We start from the raw sequence: 17,593 nt of genomic DNA on the forward strand, positions 1-17,593 counted from the left end.
GAAAATCTGATAATCCGCCTCATGATATTCGCCACGACACGCCGGTGAGTCGAACGCCTGCTCCGGCTAGGCTCGCCCCAGGCCGGCCACCAGCACCGGCAGCGCCGGCCGACCACCGGCGGCGACGCACTCGGGAGGCGGCGGGATGACAGTCCCGGGACGCAGGAGCAGCACCTTCATCCGACTGCTGCGCAGCGGGTTCACCGACCCGTCCGCCGCGGCCCGGCTCCTCGACGACGACGCGCTGGCCGCCGTACGCACCGACCCGGTGCTCCTCGACGCCCTCGGCGCCACCGCCGACCCCGACCTCGCCCTCCTCGGCCTCGTCCGGCTCGCCGAGGCCCAGCCCGCCGATCAGCTGCCCGTGCTCCTCGACACCCTGGTCAGCGCCAAACCCCTGCGCGACCGCCTCCTCGGCGTCCTCGGCGCCTCCGAGGCCCTCGCCGACCACCTCGCCCGCCACCCCCGCGACTGGCAGGCCCTGGTCACCTACGAGGCCGCCGACCTGCACCCCGGCCTCGCCGAGTTCGAGCAGGGCCTCGCCGACGCCCACGACCCCGTCGCACTGCGCGTCGCCTACCGCCGCTGCCTGCTGTCCATCGCCGCCCGCGACGTCTGCGGCACCACCGATGTCGCCCAGGCCGCCGCCGAACTCGCCGACCTCGCCACCGCCACCCTGCGCGCCGCCCTGCGCATCGCCACGGCCGCCGCCCCCGAGGACGCGCGCCAGTGCCGGCTCGCCGTCATCGCCATGGGCAAGTGCGGCGGCAACGAACTCAACTACGTCTCCGACGTCGACGTGATCTTCGTCGGAGAGGCCGCCAACGGCACCGACGAGGGCAAGGGCATCCAGGCCGCCACCCGCCTCGCCTCCCACCTCATGCGGATCTGCTCCGAGACCACCGTCGAGGGCACCATCTGGCCCGTCGACGCCAACCTCCGCCCCGAGGGCCGCAACGGCCCCCTGGTCCGCACCCTCTCCTCACACCTCGCCTACTACCAGCGCTGGGCCAAGACCTGGGAGTTCCAGGCCCTGCTCAAAGCCCGCGCCGTCGCCGGCGACGAGGCGCTCGGCGCCGAGTACATCTCGGCCATAACGCCCCTGGTCTGGCAGGCCGCCGAACGCGAGAACTTCGTCGCCGACGTCCAGAAGATGCGCCGCCGCGTCGTCGACAACATCCCGGCCGCCCAGATCGACCGGGAACTCAAACTCGGCCCCGGCGGGCTGCGCGACGTCGAGTTCGCCGTCCAGCTGCTCCAGCTCGTGCACGGCCGCAGCGACGCCACCCTGCACTCCGGCACCACCCTCGACGCCCTCCACGCCCTGGCCGCCGGCGGCTACGTCGGCCGCGCCGACGCCGCCCAGCTCAACGACGCGTACCGGTTCCTGCGCTCCATGGAACACCGCATCCAGCTCTACCGGCTGCGCCGCACCCACCTCGTCCCCGAGGACGAGGCCGACCTGCGCCGCCTGGGCCGCTCCCTCGGCCTGCGCACCGAACCCGTCGCCGAACTCAACAAGGCCTGGCGCCGGCACGCCTCCGCCGTCCGCCGCCTCCACGAGAAGCTCTTCTACCGGCCCCTGCTCGACGCCGTCGCCCAGCTCGCCCCCGGCGAGACCAGGCTCTCCCCCCGCGCCGCCGGCCAGCGCCTCGAAGCCCTCGGCTACGCCGACCCGGCCTCCGCCCTGCGCCACCTCGAAGCCCTCGCCTCCGGCGTCAGCCGCAAGGCCGCCATCCAGCGCACCCTGCTGCCCGTCATGCTCGGCTGGTTCGCAGACTCCGCCGACCCGGACGCCGGGCTGCTCAACTTCCGCAAGGTCTCCGACGCCCTCGGCAAGACCCCCTGGTACCTGCGCCTGCTGCGCGACGAGGGCGCCGCCGCCGAGAACCTGGCCCGCGTCCTGTCCGCCGGACGCCTCGCCCCCGACCTCCTCATGCGCGCCCCCGAGGCCGTCGCCCTGCTCGGCGACGCCGGAGGCCTGGAACCGCGGACCCACGAGGCCCTCGAACAGGAGGTGCTCGCCGCCGTCGGCCGCGCCGAAAGCGGCGAGGCCGCCGTCACCGCCGCCCGCGGGGTACGCCGCCGCGAACTCTTCCGCACCACCGCCGCCGACATCATCGCCTCCTACGGCACCGAGGACAGCCCCGCCGAGGAGGACCCCGGAGCCCTCGTCGACCGGGTCGGCGACGCCGTCTCGGACCTCACCGCCGCCACCGTCGCCGGCGCCCTGCGCGCCGCCGTCCGCGACCAGTGGGGCGAGACCCTCCCCACCCGCTTCGCCGTCATCGGCGTCGGCCGCTTCGGCGGACACGAACTCGGCTACGGCTCCGACGCCGACGTCCTGTTCGTCCACGAACCCCGCGAGGGCGTCGACGAACAGGAAGCCGCCAAGGCCGCCCAGACCGTCATCGCCGAGATGCGCCGCCTCCTGCAGCTCCCCACCGCGGACCCGCCGCTGCTCATCGACGCCGACCTGCGCCCCGAGGGCCGCTCGGGGCCCCTCGTGCGCACCCTGTCCTCGTACGCGGCCTACTACCGCCGCTGGTCCATGACCTGGGAGAGCCAGGCCCTGCTGCGCGCCGAGCCGGTCGCGGGCGACGACGACCTCGGCCGTCGCTTCATCGAGCTGATCGACCCCCTGCGCTACCCCGTCGAGGGCCTCGGCGAGGACGCCGTGCGCGAGATCCGCCGGCTCAAGGCCCGGATGGAATCGGAACGGCTGCCGCGCGGCGCCGACCCGACCCTGCACACCAAACTCGGCCGCGGCGGCCTCAGCGACGTCGAGTGGACCGTCCAGCTGATCCAGATGCGGCACGCCTGGGCCGAACCGGGCCTGCGCACCACCCGCACCCGCCAGGCCCTGGCCGCCGCCCACGCCGCCGGGCTGATCCCGACCGAGGAGGCGCAGATCCTCGACGAGGCCTGGGTGCTCGCCACCCGGGTCCGCAACGCCGTCATGCTGGTCCGCGGCCGGGCCGGGGACACCTTCCCCGCCGACGCCCGCGAACTGGCGGCGGTCGGCCGCTACCTCGGCTACCCGGAGGGCAGGGTCGGCGAGATGCTCGACGACTACCGCCGCACCACGCGGCGCGCCCGCGCGGTGGTGGACGAGCTCTTCTACGGGGCGTAGTGCTCCGGCTGCCGATCTTCAGGGGCTAATGCACCGGAGGATAGTAGGGCTCGGGCTGCGGCTGGTTCTGACAGGAGTTGGCGTTCCATTCGCGTTGCCAGGACCTGTCGTATCCGATCTTGTAGCCGCGGTCCCGGGCGCGCTGCGCATCGCTGGGATTGGGCCACCACAACGGGTAGTTCTTCTGGAGGCACTGCCGGCCGTCGTTCGCCCCGCTGGCTTCGCCCTGTCTCAGCCCCTGGCAGTAGGCAATGGAGTTCTGATTCGTGGAAAGACGTCCCGTGCCGTAGTCCCAGACCGTGCCGTCCAGTCTGCAGAGTGCCGTGTTCGGCACGATGGAGACCCGGCCGGACGGGGGTTCCGCCGCGACAGCGCCCGGCGCGAGGTACAGCGGGGCCGAGAGCGCAAGTCCTGCCAGGGCAAGCAGTGGCGAGTAACGCATGACTCTCCTCCTTCACGTCCTTCTGCGCGCCTCCCCTTCCAGTTCACTCCTCCAGGTGGGGCCCTGCCACTCGGCTCGAGGCGGGATTCGGCCCGGTGCGCCACCTGAGGCGACGCCGAACTCCGTCCCCGGCCACGGAACATCCGCCGTGTCCGCGGTCCGGGCTCAGCAGTCGGCGAGCAGGGTGCGCGCGTACGTCAGGAACGCGGCGAGGGCCAGGTCGAAGGCGGTGTCCGCGCGGTGGGGGCCGCCCGCCGCCAGGGCCGAGGCCAGCAGCGGGGTCCGCGCCGACGGCTCCCACATGGCCTCGGGGGCCGCCAGGTCCAGGGCGGAGCCCAGGATCAGGTTCTCCAGGCCCGTCAGCAGCGGCATCACCCGCTCCTCGGGGAACCCGGCCGCGCGCAGCAGCGCCACGGCCCGCTCGTACTGCGCGAGCACCTTCGGGGCCCGCACCGGCGTGGTCATCAGCAGCGGGATCGCCCGCGGATAGGCGGCGAAGGCGGCCCGGTACGAGCGGGCCCACCGCTCCAGGGCCCGGTCCCACGGCTCCACCTCCAGGGCCGCGTCGTCGATGGCGGCGCACACCCGTTCCCGTATCAACTCCACGACCCCGGCCCGTCCGTCCACGTGGTGATACAGCGAAGCCGTCTGCACCCCCAGCGCCCGTGCCACCTGCGGAACGCTGAACTCCCCCTGCTCCGCCACCAGTTGGAGGGCGGCAGCAGCGATCCGCTCCCGGTCGAGCAGGGGGGTGCGCGGCCGTGCCATCGATTCTCTCCAGTCGTGAGGTCTTCCCGTACGCCAAAAACGGAGGCTACATTGCCGCGAACCGAAAGCCTTTAGGTTTCCGGTTCCCCCGCCGTTCGCCGCCCGCCGTTCGCAGAAGGGTGCTCCCGCATGCCCGAAACGCCAGAGCCACCGGCCGCCAGAGCCCCGGCCGCCACCCCCGCCGCTTCCGCCCCGGCCACCCCCGCTCCGGCCGCCCCCGCCCTCCGCGGTGCCGCGCTCGGCACCGCCGACATCTCCTTCTTCGTCGTCTCGGCCGCCGCCCCCCTCACCGTCATGGCCGGCGTCGCCCCCGTCGCCATCCTCCTCGGCGGCATCGGCGCCCCCGCCGGCTACCTCCTCGCCGGCCTCACCCTCGCCGTCTTCGCCGTCGGCTTCACCACCATGAGCCGCCACGTCACCAGCGGCGGCGCCTTCTACGCGTACATCACCCGCGGCCTCGGCAAGCACGTCGGCATCGGCGCCGCCCTGCTCGCCCTCGTCGGCTACAACGGCATGGAGATCGGCGTCTACGGCCTCCTCGGCACCACCACCGCCGACACCGCCCACGCCCTCGCCGGCCTCGACGTCCCCTGGCTGCCCGTCTCCCTCGCCGGCCTGCTCCTCATCTGGTACGGCGGCTTCCGCTCCATCGACTTCGGCGCCAAGCTCCTCGGCGTCCTGCTCGTCGCCGAGACCGGGATACTCGTCCTCCTCGCGGCGGGCGTCATCGTCAAGGGCGGCGCCCACGGCCTCTCCCTCGGCTCCTTCGCCCCCGGCGCCGTCCTCGTCCCCGGCACCGCCGCCGTCCTGGCCTTCGCCTTCGCCGCGTTCACCGGCTTCGAGTCCACCGTCATCTACCGCCGCGAGGCCCGCGACCCCGACCGCACCGTCCCCCGCGCCACCTACATCGCCGTCGCCTTCCTCGGCCTCTTCTACGCCTTCATCGTCTGGACCGTCATCCAGGCCTACGGAGCCGAGGAGGTCGTGAGCGCCGCCACCCAGGACCCCGGCGGCCTCTTCTTCACCGCCATCACCACCTACGTCGGCCCGTGGGCGGCCGACCTGATGCACCTCTTCATCGTCACCAGCGTCATCGCCTCCCTCCTCGCCTTCCACAACGCCATCAACCGCTACGTGCTCGCCCTCGCCGAGGAGGGCGTCCTGCCCGCCGCCCTCGGCCGCGTCCACCCCCGCCACCGCTCCCCGTACCTTGCCGGCGCCGCCCAGACCCTCCTCGGCGCCGTCGTCGTCCTCGGATTCGCCCTCGCCGGCGCCGACCCGTACCAGCAGCTCCTGCTGTGGGTGAACACCCCCGGCATGATCGGACTCATGGCACTGATGCTGCTGGCCGCCATCGCCGTCCCCGTCTACTTCCACCGCACCGCCCACTCCGAGGGCCCCTGGCGGACCGTGGTCGCGCCCGTCACCGCCGCCATCCTGCTGACCGTCGCGATCTGCCTCGTCATCTCCAAGGTCGACCTCTTCACGATGGCCTCCACCACCGTCAACACCGTCCTCGTGGCGCTCGTCCCGGCCGTCTTCCTCGCCGGAACCGCCCTCGCCGGGCGCCTGCGCACCCGCCGTCCCGACGTCTACGCCCGCTTCGCCGAAGACCCCGAACCCCTTGAAGGAGCACAGCCGTGCCCGCTGCCGACACCGTCCTCACCGGAGCCCGCGTCCGCACCCTCGACCCCGCCCGCCCCGAGGCCGGCGCGGTAGCCCTCGGCGGCGGACACGTCCTCGCCGTCGGCCACGAGAGCGACGTGCGCGACTGGCGCGGACCCGGCACCCGGGTGATCGACCTCGGCGGCGCCACCCTCACCCCCGGCCTCACCGACGCCCACAGCCACCCCGTCTGGGGCATCGAGATGGCCACCGGCACCGACCTCACCGCCGTCCGCGACCTCGACCAGCTCCGCGCCGCCCTGCGCGCGGCCCCGCGCACCGGCGGCTGGGTCCTCGGCTGGGGCCTCGACCACAACGCCTTCGGCGGCCGCCCCGTCCACCGGGACCTCATCGAGGACTCCCTCGGCGGGGCCCCCGCCTTCCTGCGCCTCTACGACGGCCACTCCGCCCTCGCCAACGGCCCGGCCCTCGCCGCCGCGGGCATCACCGGCCCCCGCGCCTTCGCCCAGCGCTCCGAGATCGTCTGCGACGCCGACGGAGCACCCACCGGACACCTCGTCGAGCACGCCGCGATGTCCCTCGTCGGCGCCCTCGCCCCCAAACCCCGGCCCGCCGAGCGCCGCGCCCGCCTCGTGGAACTGCTCTCCGCCATGGCCGCCACCGGCCTCACCGGCGCCCACGTCATGGACCTCGGCGACGGGGACGTACCGGCCCTGCTCTCCACCGTCGAGTACGAGGGCCACCTCCCGCTGCGGCTGCGCCTGGCCCCCTGGTGCATGCCCGGGGCGGACGACGACACCCTCGCGGAACTGATCGCCCTCCAGGGCCAGGGGGGACGCCACTGGCAGGTCGGCGGGGTCAAGTTCTTCATGGACGGCACCGTCGAGGGCGGCACCGCCTGGCTCGCGCACGCCGACTGCCACGGGCAGGGCACGGAGGCCTTCTGGCCCGACCCCGACGCCTACTCCCGGGCCGTACGGGTCCTCGACGCGGCCGGGGTGGGCACCGCCACCCACGCCATCGGAGACGCGGCCGTCCGCCACGTCCTGGACACGGTCGCCGCCCTGGGGCCCCGGGCGCGCATGCGGCACCGGATCGAACACATCGAGACGGTCCCCGACGACCAACTGGAGCGGTTCGCCGAGATCGGGGTCATCGCCTCCATGCAGCCCCCGCACACCGCCTACACCCGGGCCGACCACACCGACGAGTGGTCGAAGCGGCTCGGTGACGAACGCGCCGGACGGGCCTGGCGCTGCCGGGACCTGCGCGACGCGGGAGCCGTCCTGGCCCTCGGCTCGGACTGGCCCATCGCCCACCACGACGCCCGCCAGGTCCTCGCCACGGCCCTGCGCCCCCGCGGCGCGGCCTCCGGCGGACGGGCCCTGACCGGGCTGATGGCCCTGGAGGGGATGACCTCGCACGCGGCGCTCGCGGCCGGAGAGCAGGCGGTGGCGGGCAGGATCGCGCCCGGTCTGCGCGCGGACCTGACGGCCTTCACCGTCGACCCGGTCACGGCGGACCCGGACGAGCTGGCGCAGGCCCCGATCCGGCTGACCGTCTCGGGCGGCCGGATCACCCACGGCGAGCCCTGAGGCCGTGACCGTACCTAGCGGCGGAAGCGGTTCAGCAGTGCCGCCGACGCCGGGTGCGGGCCGGTGTGCACCGGCTGGCGCGGCAGCCGGTGCGGCAGCGAGCCGTACCAGATCCGCGTGACGGCGAACCCGAAGGCCAGGCACATCATCCCGCCGACGGCGTCGAGCCAGAAGTGGTTGGCGGTGGCCACGATGACGACGAGGGTCGCGGCCGGGTACAGCAGGCCCAGGATCCGGGCCCACGGCGCGGTCGCGACCGCGAAGATCGTCAGTCCGCACCAGAGCGACCACCCTATGTGCATGGACGGCATCGCGGCGTACTGGTTCGACATGTGCTTGAGGTTCCCCGAGGCCATCGAACCCCAGGTGTGGTGGACCAGCACGGTGTCCACGAACCGCTGCCCGTTCATCAGCCGGGGCGGCGCGAGCGGGTAGAAGTAGTAGCCGACCAGGGCGACGCCCGTGGTGGCGAACAGCACGAGCCGGGTGGCCGCGTAACGCCCGGGATGGAAGCGGTAGATCCACACCAGCACGCCGATGGTCACGACGAAGTGGAGCGTGGCGTAGTAGTAGTTCATCCCCACGATCAGCCACGTCACGGAGTTCACCGCGTGGTTGATCGAATGCTCGACGGCGATCCCCAGACCGCGCTCGACGCTCCAGATCCAGTCGGCGTTCGCGAGGGCGGCGGCCTTCTGCTCCGGTACGGCGTTGCGGATCAGCGAGTACGTCCAGTAGCTGACCGCGATCAGCAGGACCTCGAACCAGATGCGCGGCCGTCGCGGCAGGCGCAGCCGTGCGAGGAGGGTGCGCTCGGACTCCCGGCGGACCTCGCTCTCGCCCACGATGGGCGACGAGACGTCCGTCCGGGTTTCCAGTGTCTTCACGCTCGCTTCACCCATGGGGAGAGAGTCTGCCAGATGCGTTCTCGCCTCCGATCATCCCTCCGGACGGTCTTCGGCGCCCGTGATCAGCCCTGCGGCGTACCCGCGGACCCCGGGGCCCCCTAGGGCCTGCGGCGTACCCGCGGACCCCGAGGCTCCCTAGGGCCTGCGCCGCTGCCCCGGCCCGGAGGCAGTGGAACCGCGGACCACCAGTTCCGGGAGGAAGACGAACTCGCTGTGCGGGGCCGGCGTACCGCCGATCTCCTCCAGCAGCGTGCGCACGGCGGCCTGCCCCATGGCCAGCACGGGCTGGCGGATCGTGGTCAGCGGCGGATCCGTGAACGCTATGAGGGGGGAGTCGTCGAAGCCGACCACCGACACGTCCCGCGGGACGTCGAGGCCCTGCTGCCGGGCGGCCCGGATCGCCCCGAGCGCCATCATGTCGCTCGCGCAGACGACGGCCGTGCAGCCCCGCGCGATGAGCGCCGACGCGGCGGCCTGCCCGCCCTCCAGCGTGTACAGGGAGTGCTGGATCAGCTCCTCGACCTCGGACTCGTCGAGCCCGAGCCGCTCCCGCATGCCGAGCCGGAAGCCCTCGATCTTGCGCAGCACCGGCACGAACCGCTTGGGCCCGACGGCCAGGCCGATCCGGGTGTGCCCGAGCGCGGTCAGGTGGGTCACGGCGAGCTGCATCGCCGCCCGGTCGTCGGGGGAGACGAACGGCGCCCGCACCTTGTCGGAGAAGCCGTTGATGAGGACGTACGGGACGCCCTGGCCGCGGAGTTGGTCGTAGCGGCCCATGTCGGCGGTGGTGTCGGCGTGCAGCCCGGAGACGAAGATGATGCCGGAGACCCCGCGGTCCACCAGCATCTCGGTCAGCTCGTCCTCGGTGGACCCGCCGGGCGTCTGCGTGGCCAGCACCGGCGTGTACCCCTGCCGGGTCAGCGCCTGCCCGATGACCTGCGCGAGCGCCGGGAAGATGGGGTTGTCCAGCTCGGGGGTTATCAGCCCGACCAGACCCGCGCTGCGCTGGCGCAGCCGGACGGGCCGCTCGTATCCGAGCACGTCGAGCGCGGCCAGCACGGACTCGCGGGTGCCTGCGGCCACACCGGGCTTGCCGTTGAGCACGCGGCTGACTGTGGCTTCGCTGACCCCCGCCTGGGCTGCGATGTCGGCTAGCCGTGCGGTCACGGGATTGGACTGTACCGGTCCCGGGCTCACAACGCCCACCACGTGCAGGAATCCGTCGGGAGCACAACCGTGCGGCCGTCCGTCTCCACCGGTGAGCTGGAGAGGACGGGCCGGCCGGGGGAGGGGATCTCCAGCGCTGCCGGGCGGGTATTGAGGGTGCAGGCGAAGCCGGGGCGGGTGAAGAGGAGGACGCCCGCGGGGGAAGGGAGCCAGGTCAGGGGGCCCGCGTCCGGGGAGCCGAGGCCGGGCAGGGCGCGGCGCAGCTCCAGCGCGGCCCGGTACAGCTCCAGCGTGGAGTGCGGGTCGCCGGTCTGCGCGGCCACGCTCAGCCCCGCCCAGTCGGCCGGCTGCGGGAGCCAGCTGCCGCCCGGCCCGAAGTCGTACGGCGGACACGGCCCGGACCAGGGCAGCGGGATCCGGCAGCCGTCGCGCAGGCCGTCCTGCCCGGCGGAGCGGTGGAAGGCCGGGTCCCGGCGGACCTCGTCGGGCAGGTCGGTGACCTCGGGCAGGCCCAGCTCCTCGCCCTGGTAGACGTACGCCGACCCGGGCAGGGCCAGCATCAGCAGCGCCGCCGCCCGCGCCCGCGCCAGGCCCCGGGCGCCGCCGCCGTAGCGGGTCACGTGCCGCACCACGTCGTGGTTGGACAGCACCCACGTCGTCGGCGCCCCGACCGAGGCGGTGGCGGCGAGGGACTCGTCGATGACGACGCGCATCCGCTCCGGGTCCCAGGGGCAGTTGAGGAACCGGAAGTTGAAGGCCTGGTGCAGCTCGTCGGGGCGGACGTAGAGGGCGAGCCGCTCCGAGGTGGGCGCCCAGGCCTCGGCGACGCCGATCCGCTCGCCCCCGTAGGAGTCGAGCAGGCGCCGCCAGGAGCGGTGGATGGCGTGGACGCCGTCCTGGTCGAAGAAGGGGAGGGGCTCGGTGCCGATCAGGGTCGCCTGCGCGCCGCGGCCGATGTCGGGCAGGCCCGGGGCCTTGACCATGCCGTGGGCGACGTCGACGCGGAAGCCGTCCACCCCCAGGTCCAGCCAGAACCGCAGGACGGAGGCGAACTCCGCCGCCACCTCGGGATGGTCCCAGTCGAGGTCGGGCTGCTCGGGGGCGAACAGGTGCAGGTACCAGGAGCCGTCCGGGACGCGGGTCCAGGCGGGGCCCCCGAAGACGGACTCCCAGTCGTTGGGCGGCAGCGCGCCGCCCTCGCCGCGGCCGGGGCGGAAGAGGTAGCGGGCGCGGGCGCCCGGCCCGTCGGCGAGGGCGTCCAGGAACCAGGGGTGGCGCTCGGAGGTGTGGTTCGGGACCACGTCGACGATCACCCGCAGGCCCAGCTCGTGCGCCGCCCGTACGAGGTCGTCGGCGTCGGCGAGGTCCCCGAAGAGGGGGTCGACGGTCCGGTAGTCGGCGACGTCGTAGCCGCCGTCCGCCTGCGGGGAGACGTAGAAGGGGGTCAGCCACAGGGCGTCGACGCCGAGCCGGGCCAGGTGGGGGAGCCGCTCGCGCACCCCGCGCAGGTCGCCGACGCCGTCGCCGTCGCTGTCGGCGAAGGAGCGTACGTACACCTGGTAGATGACGGCATCGCGCCACCAGCCGCGGCTCTCGGTCGGGTTGCTGGAAGCGCTTGCAAGCGGGATGGCCGTCAACTCATGGGTCATATCGGGGTCAACGCGGGTACGCGCCCCCTGGTTGCGGGCCCGTGGAATCGAAGCGGGTTCGAACTGAAAGCAAGCTGCGGCAACCGTAGGGACACATGGATGTAACGATCAGCTCGTCTTGCAGAAATTTGCCGCAAGGTCTTTCGGTCGGCTTTCAGGCTTGTTACGTTCTCGGCAACTCGGGACCGCGAGGGCGCGGCCGGGATCATCGAAGGAGTTCATATGCGGCGTGGCATAGCGGCCACCGCGCTGGTCGCGACCCTGGCGCTCGCGGCGACGGCTTGCGGCGGTGACACCAAGGGCGACGGTGGCGACACGAAGGCCGGCGGCGAGCTCTCCGGCACCGTCACCTGGTGGGACACCTCGAACGACGCCGAGAAGGCGAGCTTCCAGAAGATCGCCGAAGCCTTCACGGCGAAGCACCCCAAGGTGACCGTCAAGTACGTCAACGTGCCCTACGGCGACGCCCAGAACAAGGTCAAGAACGCCTTCAGCAGCGGCTCCCAGGCCCCTGACGTGATCCGCGCCGATGTCGGCTGGGTCGCCGACTTCGCCTCGCTCGGCTACCTCGACGAGGTCCCGGCCGACACCGCGAAGAAGGTCGACGCCGAGTTCCTGTCGCAGGCCGCCGCCAGCGGCAAGTTCGAGGGCAAGACCTACGCCGTCCCGCAGGTCATCGACACCCTCGGCCTCTTCTACAACAAGAAGATGCTCGCCGACGCCGGCGTCCAGCCCCCCAAGACCCTGGAGGAGCTGAAGACCGCCGCCGCCGCGATCAAGGCCAAGACCGGCAAGACCGGCCTCTACCTGCGCGGCGACGACTCCTACTGGTTCCTGCCCTTCATCTACGGCGAGGGCGGCGACCTGGTCGACGCCAAGTCCAAGACGGTCACCGTCGACAACGCCGCGGGCGTCAAGGCCTTCAAGGCCGCCCGCGACCTGGTCACCTCGGGCGCGGCGGTCACCAACGCCACCGACGGCTGGACCAACATGCAGACCGCCTTCAAGTCCGGGGAGGTCGCCATGATGATCAACGGCCCCTGGGCCGTCGCGGACAGCTACGCCGGCGACCAGTTCAAGGACAAGGCCAACCTCGGCGTCGCCCCCGTCCCCGCGGGCTCCGCCAAGGCCGGCGCCCCGCAGGGCGGCCACGACCTCGCCGTCTACGCCGGGTCGAAGAACACCGCCGCCGCGCACGCCTTCGTCGAGTACATGACCTCGCAGGAGGTCCAGGTGCAGTCCGCCAAGGAGCTCAGCCTGCTCCCGACGCGCACCGCCGCCTACGAGCAGCCCGACGTCAAGGCCAGCGAGATGGTCCAGTTCTTCAAGCCCGCCGTGGACAAGGCCGTCGAGCGCGCCTGGATCCCGGAGAACGGCTCCCTCTTCGAGCCGCTGAAGGTCGAGTACACCAAGGCGGTCACCGGGGCCTCCAGCCCCGAGGACGCGGCCAAGGCGGCCGGCGTCGAGTTCCGCAAGATCCTCAAGGGCTGGAAGTAGCGAGGACGATGGCTGCCGACACCAGCCAGTCGGTGGCGAAGGCCGCGGGCGCGGACGCCGGGGAGAACTCCGGCGCCGCCCGCGGCCCCAGCCGCGCGACTGCCCACGGAAATCCCCGGCCCGGCCGCGGCCTCGGCCGCGCCCTCGCCACGCACTGGTACGCCTGGGCCATGGTCGCCCCGGTGGTGCTCGTCCTCGGCGTGATCATCGGGTGGCCGCTCGTCCGGGGCGTCTACCTGTCGCTCACCGACGCCAACGAGCGCAACGTCTCCCGCACCATCGGCGTCCGCCACATCGAGGCGACGTACGAGTTCGTCGGGCTCGACAACTACACGGCCGTGCTCGGCGACCCGGTCTTCTGGCAGCGGCTGGTGTGGACGGTGCTGTGGACCGTCGCCTGCGTCTCCATCACCTTCGTCCTGGGCCTCGCCCTGGCCACCATGCTCAACCGGCAGTTCCGGGGCCGTGCCGCCTACCGGATGGCCCTCATCCTGCCCTGGGCCGTCCCCGGCTTCGTCTCCGTCTTCGCCTGGCGGTTCCTCTTCAACCGCGACAACGGCATCCTCAACAAGGTCCTCGACGGCGGCGGCATCTCCGCCGTGCCGTGGCTCGACGACCCGACCTGGGCCAAGTTCTCCGTCATCGCCGTCAACGTCTGGCTCGGCGTCCCCTTCATGATGGTCGCCCTGCTCGGCGGCCTGCAGTCGATCCCCGGCGAGCTCTACGAAGCCGCGGAGATGGACGGGGCGCGGCCGTGGCAGCGGTTCCGGCACATCACGCTGCCCGGACTGCGCGCCGTCAGCATGACCGTGATCCTGCTCTCCACCATCTGGACCTTCAACATGTTCCCGGTGATCTTCCTGCTGACGCGGGGCGGCCCCGGCGACTCCACCGAGATCCTGGTGACCCAGGCCTTCCGCGAGGCCTTCATCTCCAGCCCCCGCGACTTCGCCGGCTCCGCGACCTGGGGCGTCCTCATCCTCGCCCTGCTCATGATCTTCGCGCTGGTCTACCGGCGCTCGCTGCGCAAGCAGGGAGAGGTGTGGTGACCGTGACCACCGCCGACAAGACCGGCCGCGACGCGGGCGCCCGCGAGAAGACCGGCCGCGACGCGGGCGCCCGCGAGAAGACCGCCCGCGCCCGCGGCAGCCGCTCCCCGCTCGCCTCCGTCGCCCTGCACGCCACCCTCCTCGTCGCGTCCGTCGTCGCCGTGTTCCCGGTGCTGTGGATCCTGCTGACCTCGCTCAAGCCCGCGAAGTACGCGATCACCACGGACTTCGTGAAGGAACCCAACCTCGGCAACTACCGCTACCTGCTGGAGGACAGCCACTTCCTGGCCTGGTTCGGCAACTCCGTCCTGGTCGCCGGCGTCACCACCGTCCTCGGCGTGTTCATTGCCGCCACCACCGGATACGCCGTCAGCCGCTTCAGGTTCCCCGGCATGAAGCCCCTGATGTGGACCCTGCTCATCACGCAGATGTTCCCGATGGCCATCCTCATCGTCCCGCTCTACAACCTCATGGGCGACCTCGGGCTGCTCAACCAGCCCCTCGGCCTGATCATCACCTACCTCACCATCGCCGTGCCGTTCTGCGCGTGGATGATGAAGGGCTTCTTCGACACCATCCCGGTCGAGATCGACGAATCCGGCCGCGTCGACGGACTCAACCCCTTCGGCACCTTCTGGCGCCTGATCCTGCCGCTCGCCAAGCCCGGCCTCGCCGTCACCGGCTTCTACGCCTTCATCACCGCCTGGGGCGAGGTCGCCTACGCCTCCGCCTTCATGGTCGGCGAGGAGAACCTCACCCTCGCCGGCGGACTGCAGACCTTCGTCACCCAGTACACCTCCAACTGGGGTGCCATGAGCGCGGCCTCCGTGCTCATCGCCATCCCGGCGGCGATCTTCTTCCTCTTCGCCCAGCGCCACCTCGTCGCCGGGATGACCGCGGGCGCGACCAAGGGCTGACCAAGGGCTGACCACCCGCGCCCGCCCCCGCATCACCGGCCCGATCTCATCACCGGCCCGATCTCTTCAAGGACGACATGACCCAGCACCTCGCCGAAACGCTCTCCACCTCCAGCGGCACCCTGCCCGGCTGGTGGAGAGAAGCGGTGATCTACCAGGTCTATCCGCGCAGCTTCGCCGACTCCAACGGGGACGGCATGGGGGACCTCGAAGGCATCCGCAGCCGCCTGCCCTACCTCAAGGAGCTCGGCGTCGACGCCGTCTGGCTGAGCCCCTTCTACGCCTCCCCGCAGGCCGACGCCGGCTACGACGTCGCCGACTACCGGGCCATCGACCCCATGTTCGGCAGCCTGCACGACGCCGACGCCGTGATCCGCGAGGCCCACGCGCTCGGGCTGCGCATCATCGTCGACCTCGTCCCCAACCACTGCTCCGACCAGCACGAATGGTTCAAGCAGGCACTCCGCGAAGGCCCCGGCAGCCCCCTGCGCGAACGCTTCCACTTCCGCCCCGGACAGGGCGAGAACGGCGAACTGCCGCCCAACGACTGGGAGTCCCTCTTCGGCGGACCCTCCTGGACCCGCGTCGCCGACGGCGAGTGGTACCTGCACCTCTTCGCCTCCGAACAGCCCGACTTCAACTGGGAACACCCCGCCGTCCAGGACGAGTTCCGCTCCATCCTGCGCTTCTGGCTCGACCTCGGCACCGACGGCTTCCGCATCGACGTCGCCCACGGCCTCGTCAAGGCCCCCGGCCTGCCCGACCTCGGCCGCAGCGAACAGCTCAAGCTCCTCGGCAACCAGGTCCTGCCCTTCTTCGACCAGGACGGCGTCCACGAGATCTACCGCTCCTGGCGGACCGTCCTCGACGAGTACGCCGGGGACCGCATCGGCGTCGCCGAGGCCTGGACCCCCAGCGCCGAGCGCACCGCGCTCTACCTGCGGCCCGACGAGCTCCACCAGGCCTTCAACTTCCACTACCTGAACACCGGCTGGGACGCGGACGCGCTGCGCGCCGCCATCGACGAATCCCTCGACGCGATGCGCCCCGTCGGCGCCCCCACGACGTGGGTGCTGTCCAACCACGACGTGGTGCGCCACGTGACCCGCTACGGCGGCGGGGAGCAGGGCCTCGCCCGCGCGCGGGCGGCGGCGCTGCTGATGCTGGCCCTGCCCGGATCGGCGTACGTCTACCAGGGCGAGGAGCTCGGCCTGCCCGAGGTCACCGACCTGCCCGACGAGGTCCGCCAGGACCCGTCCTTCTTCAAGGAGAACGGCCAGGAAGGCCTGCGCGACGGCTGCCGCGTCCCGATCCCGTGGTCGGGGACCGAGGCCCCGTACGGCTTCGGCGAGGGCGGCAGCTGGCTGCCCCAGCCCGCCGCGTGGGCGGGGCTGAGCGTCGAGGCGCAGACCGGCGACCCGGCGTCGACGCTGGAGCTCTACCGGACGGCGCTGCGCATCCGCCGCGAGCGTCCGGAACTGGGCGCGGGCGACGCCGTGGAGTGGCTGGCCGCCCCCGCCGGGGTGCTGGCCTTCCGGCGCGGCGGGTTCGTCTGCACCGTCAACACCACGGGCGAGCCCGTACGGATGCCCGCGCCCGGGACGGTGCTGCTCGCCAGCACGGCCCCGGCCGGGGACGCGGACCTGCTCCCGGCCGACAGCGCGGTGTGGTGGCTGGGGTGACCTCCCCGCTCCGGCTGACGGACATCGCCGCGCAGGCCCAGGTCAGCGAGGCGACGGTCAGCCGCGTGCTCAACGGCAAGGCGGGCGTGGCGGCCGGCACCCGGCACCGGGTGCTGGCCGCGCTCGACCTGCTCGGCTACGAGCGGCCCGTACGGCTGAAACGGCGCAGCAACGGGCTGGTGGGCCTGCTCATCCCCGAGCTGACCAACCCGATCTTCCCGGCGTTCGCCCAGGTCATAGAGCAGGCGCTGGCCGGGCACGGCTACACGCCGGTGCTCTGCACGCAGACCCCGGGCGGGGCCACCGAGGACGAGCTGGTGGAGCAGCTGGAGGAACGCGGGGTCACCGGCATCGTGTTCCTTTCCGGCCTGCACGCGGACGCGTCGGCCGACCCGGCGCGCTACCGGCGGCTGGCGGCGCGCGGGGTCCCGTTCGTCCTGATCAACGGCTTCAACGAGGCCATCAGCGCGCCCTTCGTCTCCCCGGACGACCGGGCGGCCGCCGACATGGCCGTACGGCACCTGGAGGAGCTGGGCCACCGCCGCATCGGCCTCGCGATCGGGCCGACCCGCTACGTCCCCTCGGCGCGCAAGGAGCAGGGCTTCCTCGCGGCCCTGCCCGACGCGGCGGCCGAGGGGCTGGTCCAGCGCACCCTGTTCACGGTCGAGGGCGGCCACGCGGCGGGCGGCGCCCTGCTGGACCGGGGCTGTACGGGGGTCGTCTGCGCGAGCGACATGATGGCCCTCGGCGTCATCCGCGCGGCCCGAGAGCGGGGGCTGCGGGTACCGCAGGACGTCTCGGTGGTCGGCTTCGACGACTCCCCGCTCATCGCCTTCACGGACCCACCCCTGACCACGGTCCGCCAGCCGGTCCGCGCGATGGCCACGGCGGCGGTCGGCGCCCTCCTCGAAGCGGTGGCCGGCACCCCGGTCCAGCGCACGGAGTACGTCTTCCAGCCGGAACTGGTGGTCAGGGGGTCCACGGGGCCGGGGCCTGAGGGGGGTTGAGGGGGCGGGGGGCTGGTCGGGGTCGGGGGTGGCGGGACTCGACCTGGCCCGGATCAGAGAAGGGCTGGGGGTTTCCCGTCAGTCTCACTGTCCTTCCGTGTCGGGCCGGGCTGTCAAGGGCGCTCCCTTCGGTCGCGTCGCTTCGCGATGGCC

At 72.6% G+C, this 17,593-nt stretch carries 13 protein-coding genes; 8 read left to right on the plus strand and 5 right to left on the minus strand.

The genetic code is table 11. The features are described 5' to 3' along the window. Positions 1-145 precede the first annotated feature (145 nt). Positions 146-3,133 (plus strand): bifunctional [glutamine synthetase] adenylyltransferase/[glutamine synthetase]-adenylyl-L-tyrosine phosphorylase, encoded by a 2,988-nt coding sequence (locus ABZW32_RS32480; protein WP_356222952.1) that lies wholly within the window; start codon positions 146-148, stop codon positions 3,131-3,133. A 25-nt stretch (positions 3,134-3,158) separates the two neighbouring features. On the opposite strand, the gene ABZW32_RS32485 is transcribed toward ABZW32_RS32480, so the two are convergent. Next, complete coding sequence (locus tag ABZW32_RS32485; protein ID WP_356222955.1) at positions 3,159-3,575, minus strand: hypothetical protein; 417 nt, start codon at positions 3,573-3,575, stop codon at positions 3,159-3,161. Positions 3,576-3,740: 165 nt separating this feature from the next. After that, a complete protein-coding gene (locus ABZW32_RS32490; RefSeq protein ID WP_356222958.1) occupies positions 3,741-4,343 on the minus strand; it encodes a TetR/AcrR family transcriptional regulator C-terminal domain-containing protein in 603 nt (200 codons plus the stop codon). A gap of 129 nt (positions 4,344-4,472) precedes the next feature. Between ABZW32_RS32490 and ABZW32_RS32495 the strand changes: the two genes are divergently transcribed. Beyond that, positions 4,473-6,062, plus strand: a complete 1,590-nt coding sequence (locus tag ABZW32_RS32495; protein ID WP_356222961.1) for an APC family permease — start codon at positions 4,473-4,475, stop codon at positions 6,060-6,062. Continuing rightward, positions 5,984-7,564, plus strand: a complete 1,581-nt coding sequence (locus ABZW32_RS32500) for an amidohydrolase (protein ID WP_356222964.1) — start codon at positions 5,984-5,986, stop codon at positions 7,562-7,564. Before ABZW32_RS32495 ends, ABZW32_RS32500 begins: the two co-directional genes overlap by 79 nt. Positions 7,565-7,578: 14 nt before the next feature. Here ABZW32_RS32500 and ABZW32_RS32505 read toward each other — a convergent pair whose 3' ends face one another. From ABZW32_RS32505 to ABZW32_RS32515, 3 genes are all read right to left on the minus strand, one after another. Further along, positions 7,579-8,466 carry a phosphatase PAP2 family protein gene (locus tag ABZW32_RS32505; protein ID WP_356222966.1) on the minus strand — a complete coding sequence of 296 codons (888 nt, stop codon included), beginning with the start codon at positions 8,464-8,466 and terminating at the stop codon, positions 7,579-7,581. A 141-nt stretch (positions 8,467-8,607) separates the two neighbouring features. Beyond that, positions 8,608-9,639 carry a LacI family DNA-binding transcriptional regulator gene (locus tag ABZW32_RS32510; RefSeq protein ID WP_356222969.1) on the minus strand — a complete coding sequence of 344 codons (1,032 nt, stop codon included), beginning with the start codon at positions 9,637-9,639 and terminating at the stop codon, positions 8,608-8,610. Between the two features lie 26 nt (positions 9,640-9,665). After that, positions 9,666-11,288 (minus strand): glycoside hydrolase family 13 protein, encoded by a 1,623-nt coding sequence (locus ABZW32_RS32515; RefSeq protein ID WP_356222972.1) that lies wholly within the window; start codon positions 11,286-11,288, stop codon positions 9,666-9,668. Positions 11,289-11,510: 222 nt separating this feature from the next. Between ABZW32_RS32515 and ABZW32_RS32520 the strand changes: the two genes are divergently transcribed. From ABZW32_RS32520 to ABZW32_RS32540, 5 genes are all read left to right on the plus strand, one after another. Beyond that, entirely contained in the window at positions 11,511-12,785 is a 1,275-nt protein-coding gene (locus ABZW32_RS32520; RefSeq protein WP_356222974.1) for an extracellular solute-binding protein, read from the plus strand. 8 nt (positions 12,786-12,793) lie between these two features. Beyond that, positions 12,794-13,834, plus strand: a complete 1,041-nt coding sequence (locus ABZW32_RS32525; RefSeq protein ID WP_356222977.1) for a sugar ABC transporter permease — start codon at positions 12,794-12,796, stop codon at positions 13,832-13,834. 125 nt (positions 13,835-13,959) lie between these two features. Beyond that, entirely contained in the window at positions 13,960-14,751 is a 792-nt protein-coding gene (locus tag ABZW32_RS32530) for a carbohydrate ABC transporter permease (protein WP_356222985.1), read from the plus strand. 77 nt (positions 14,752-14,828) lie between these two features. Then, entirely contained in the window at positions 14,829-16,433 is a 1,605-nt protein-coding gene (locus ABZW32_RS32535) for a glycoside hydrolase family 13 protein (RefSeq protein WP_356222979.1), read from the plus strand. Beyond that, positions 16,421-17,440 carry a LacI family DNA-binding transcriptional regulator gene (locus tag ABZW32_RS32540; RefSeq protein ID WP_356222982.1) on the plus strand — a complete coding sequence of 340 codons (1,020 nt, stop codon included), beginning with the start codon at positions 16,421-16,423 and terminating at the stop codon, positions 17,438-17,440. The genes ABZW32_RS32535 and ABZW32_RS32540 overlap by 13 nt, the downstream gene beginning before the upstream one ends. The last annotated feature ends 153 nt before the right edge of the window (positions 17,441-17,593 follow it).

The organism is Streptomyces sp. NPDC004667, assembly GCF_040609475.1.
Lineage (GTDB): Bacteria > Actinomycetota > Actinomycetes > Streptomycetales > Streptomycetaceae > Streptomyces.

What these genes read in the sequence shown, in the direction of transcription:
- ABZW32_RS32505 (WP_356222966.1), bottom strand. Translation starts at nt 8,466, where the DNA reads ATGGGTGAAGCGAGCGTGAAGACACTGGAAACCCGGACGGACGTCTCG.
- ABZW32_RS32495 (WP_356222961.1), top strand. Translation starts at nt 4,473, where the DNA reads ATGCCCGAAACGCCAGAGCCACCGGCCGCCAGAGCCCCGGCCGCCACC.
- ABZW32_RS32525 (WP_356222977.1), top strand. Translation starts at nt 12,794, where the DNA reads ATGGCTGCCGACACCAGCCAGTCGGTGGCGAAGGCCGCGGGCGCGGAC.
- ABZW32_RS32480 (WP_356222952.1), top strand. Translation starts at nt 146, where the DNA reads ATGACAGTCCCGGGACGCAGGAGCAGCACCTTCATCCGACTGCTGCGC.
- ABZW32_RS32520 (WP_356222974.1), top strand. Translation starts at nt 11,511, where the DNA reads ATGCGGCGTGGCATAGCGGCCACCGCGCTGGTCGCGACCCTGGCGCTC.
- ABZW32_RS32535 (WP_356222979.1), top strand. Translation starts at nt 14,829, where the DNA reads ATGACCCAGCACCTCGCCGAAACGCTCTCCACCTCCAGCGGCACCCTG.
- ABZW32_RS32515 (WP_356222972.1), bottom strand. Translation starts at nt 11,288, where the DNA reads ATGACCCATGAGTTGACGGCCATCCCGCTTGCAAGCGCTTCCAGCAAC.
- ABZW32_RS32485 (WP_356222955.1), bottom strand. Translation starts at nt 3,575, where the DNA reads ATGCGTTACTCGCCACTGCTTGCCCTGGCAGGACTTGCGCTCTCGGCC.
- ABZW32_RS32490 (WP_356222958.1), bottom strand. Translation starts at nt 4,343, where the DNA reads ATGGCACGGCCGCGCACCCCCCTGCTCGACCGGGAGCGGATCGCTGCT.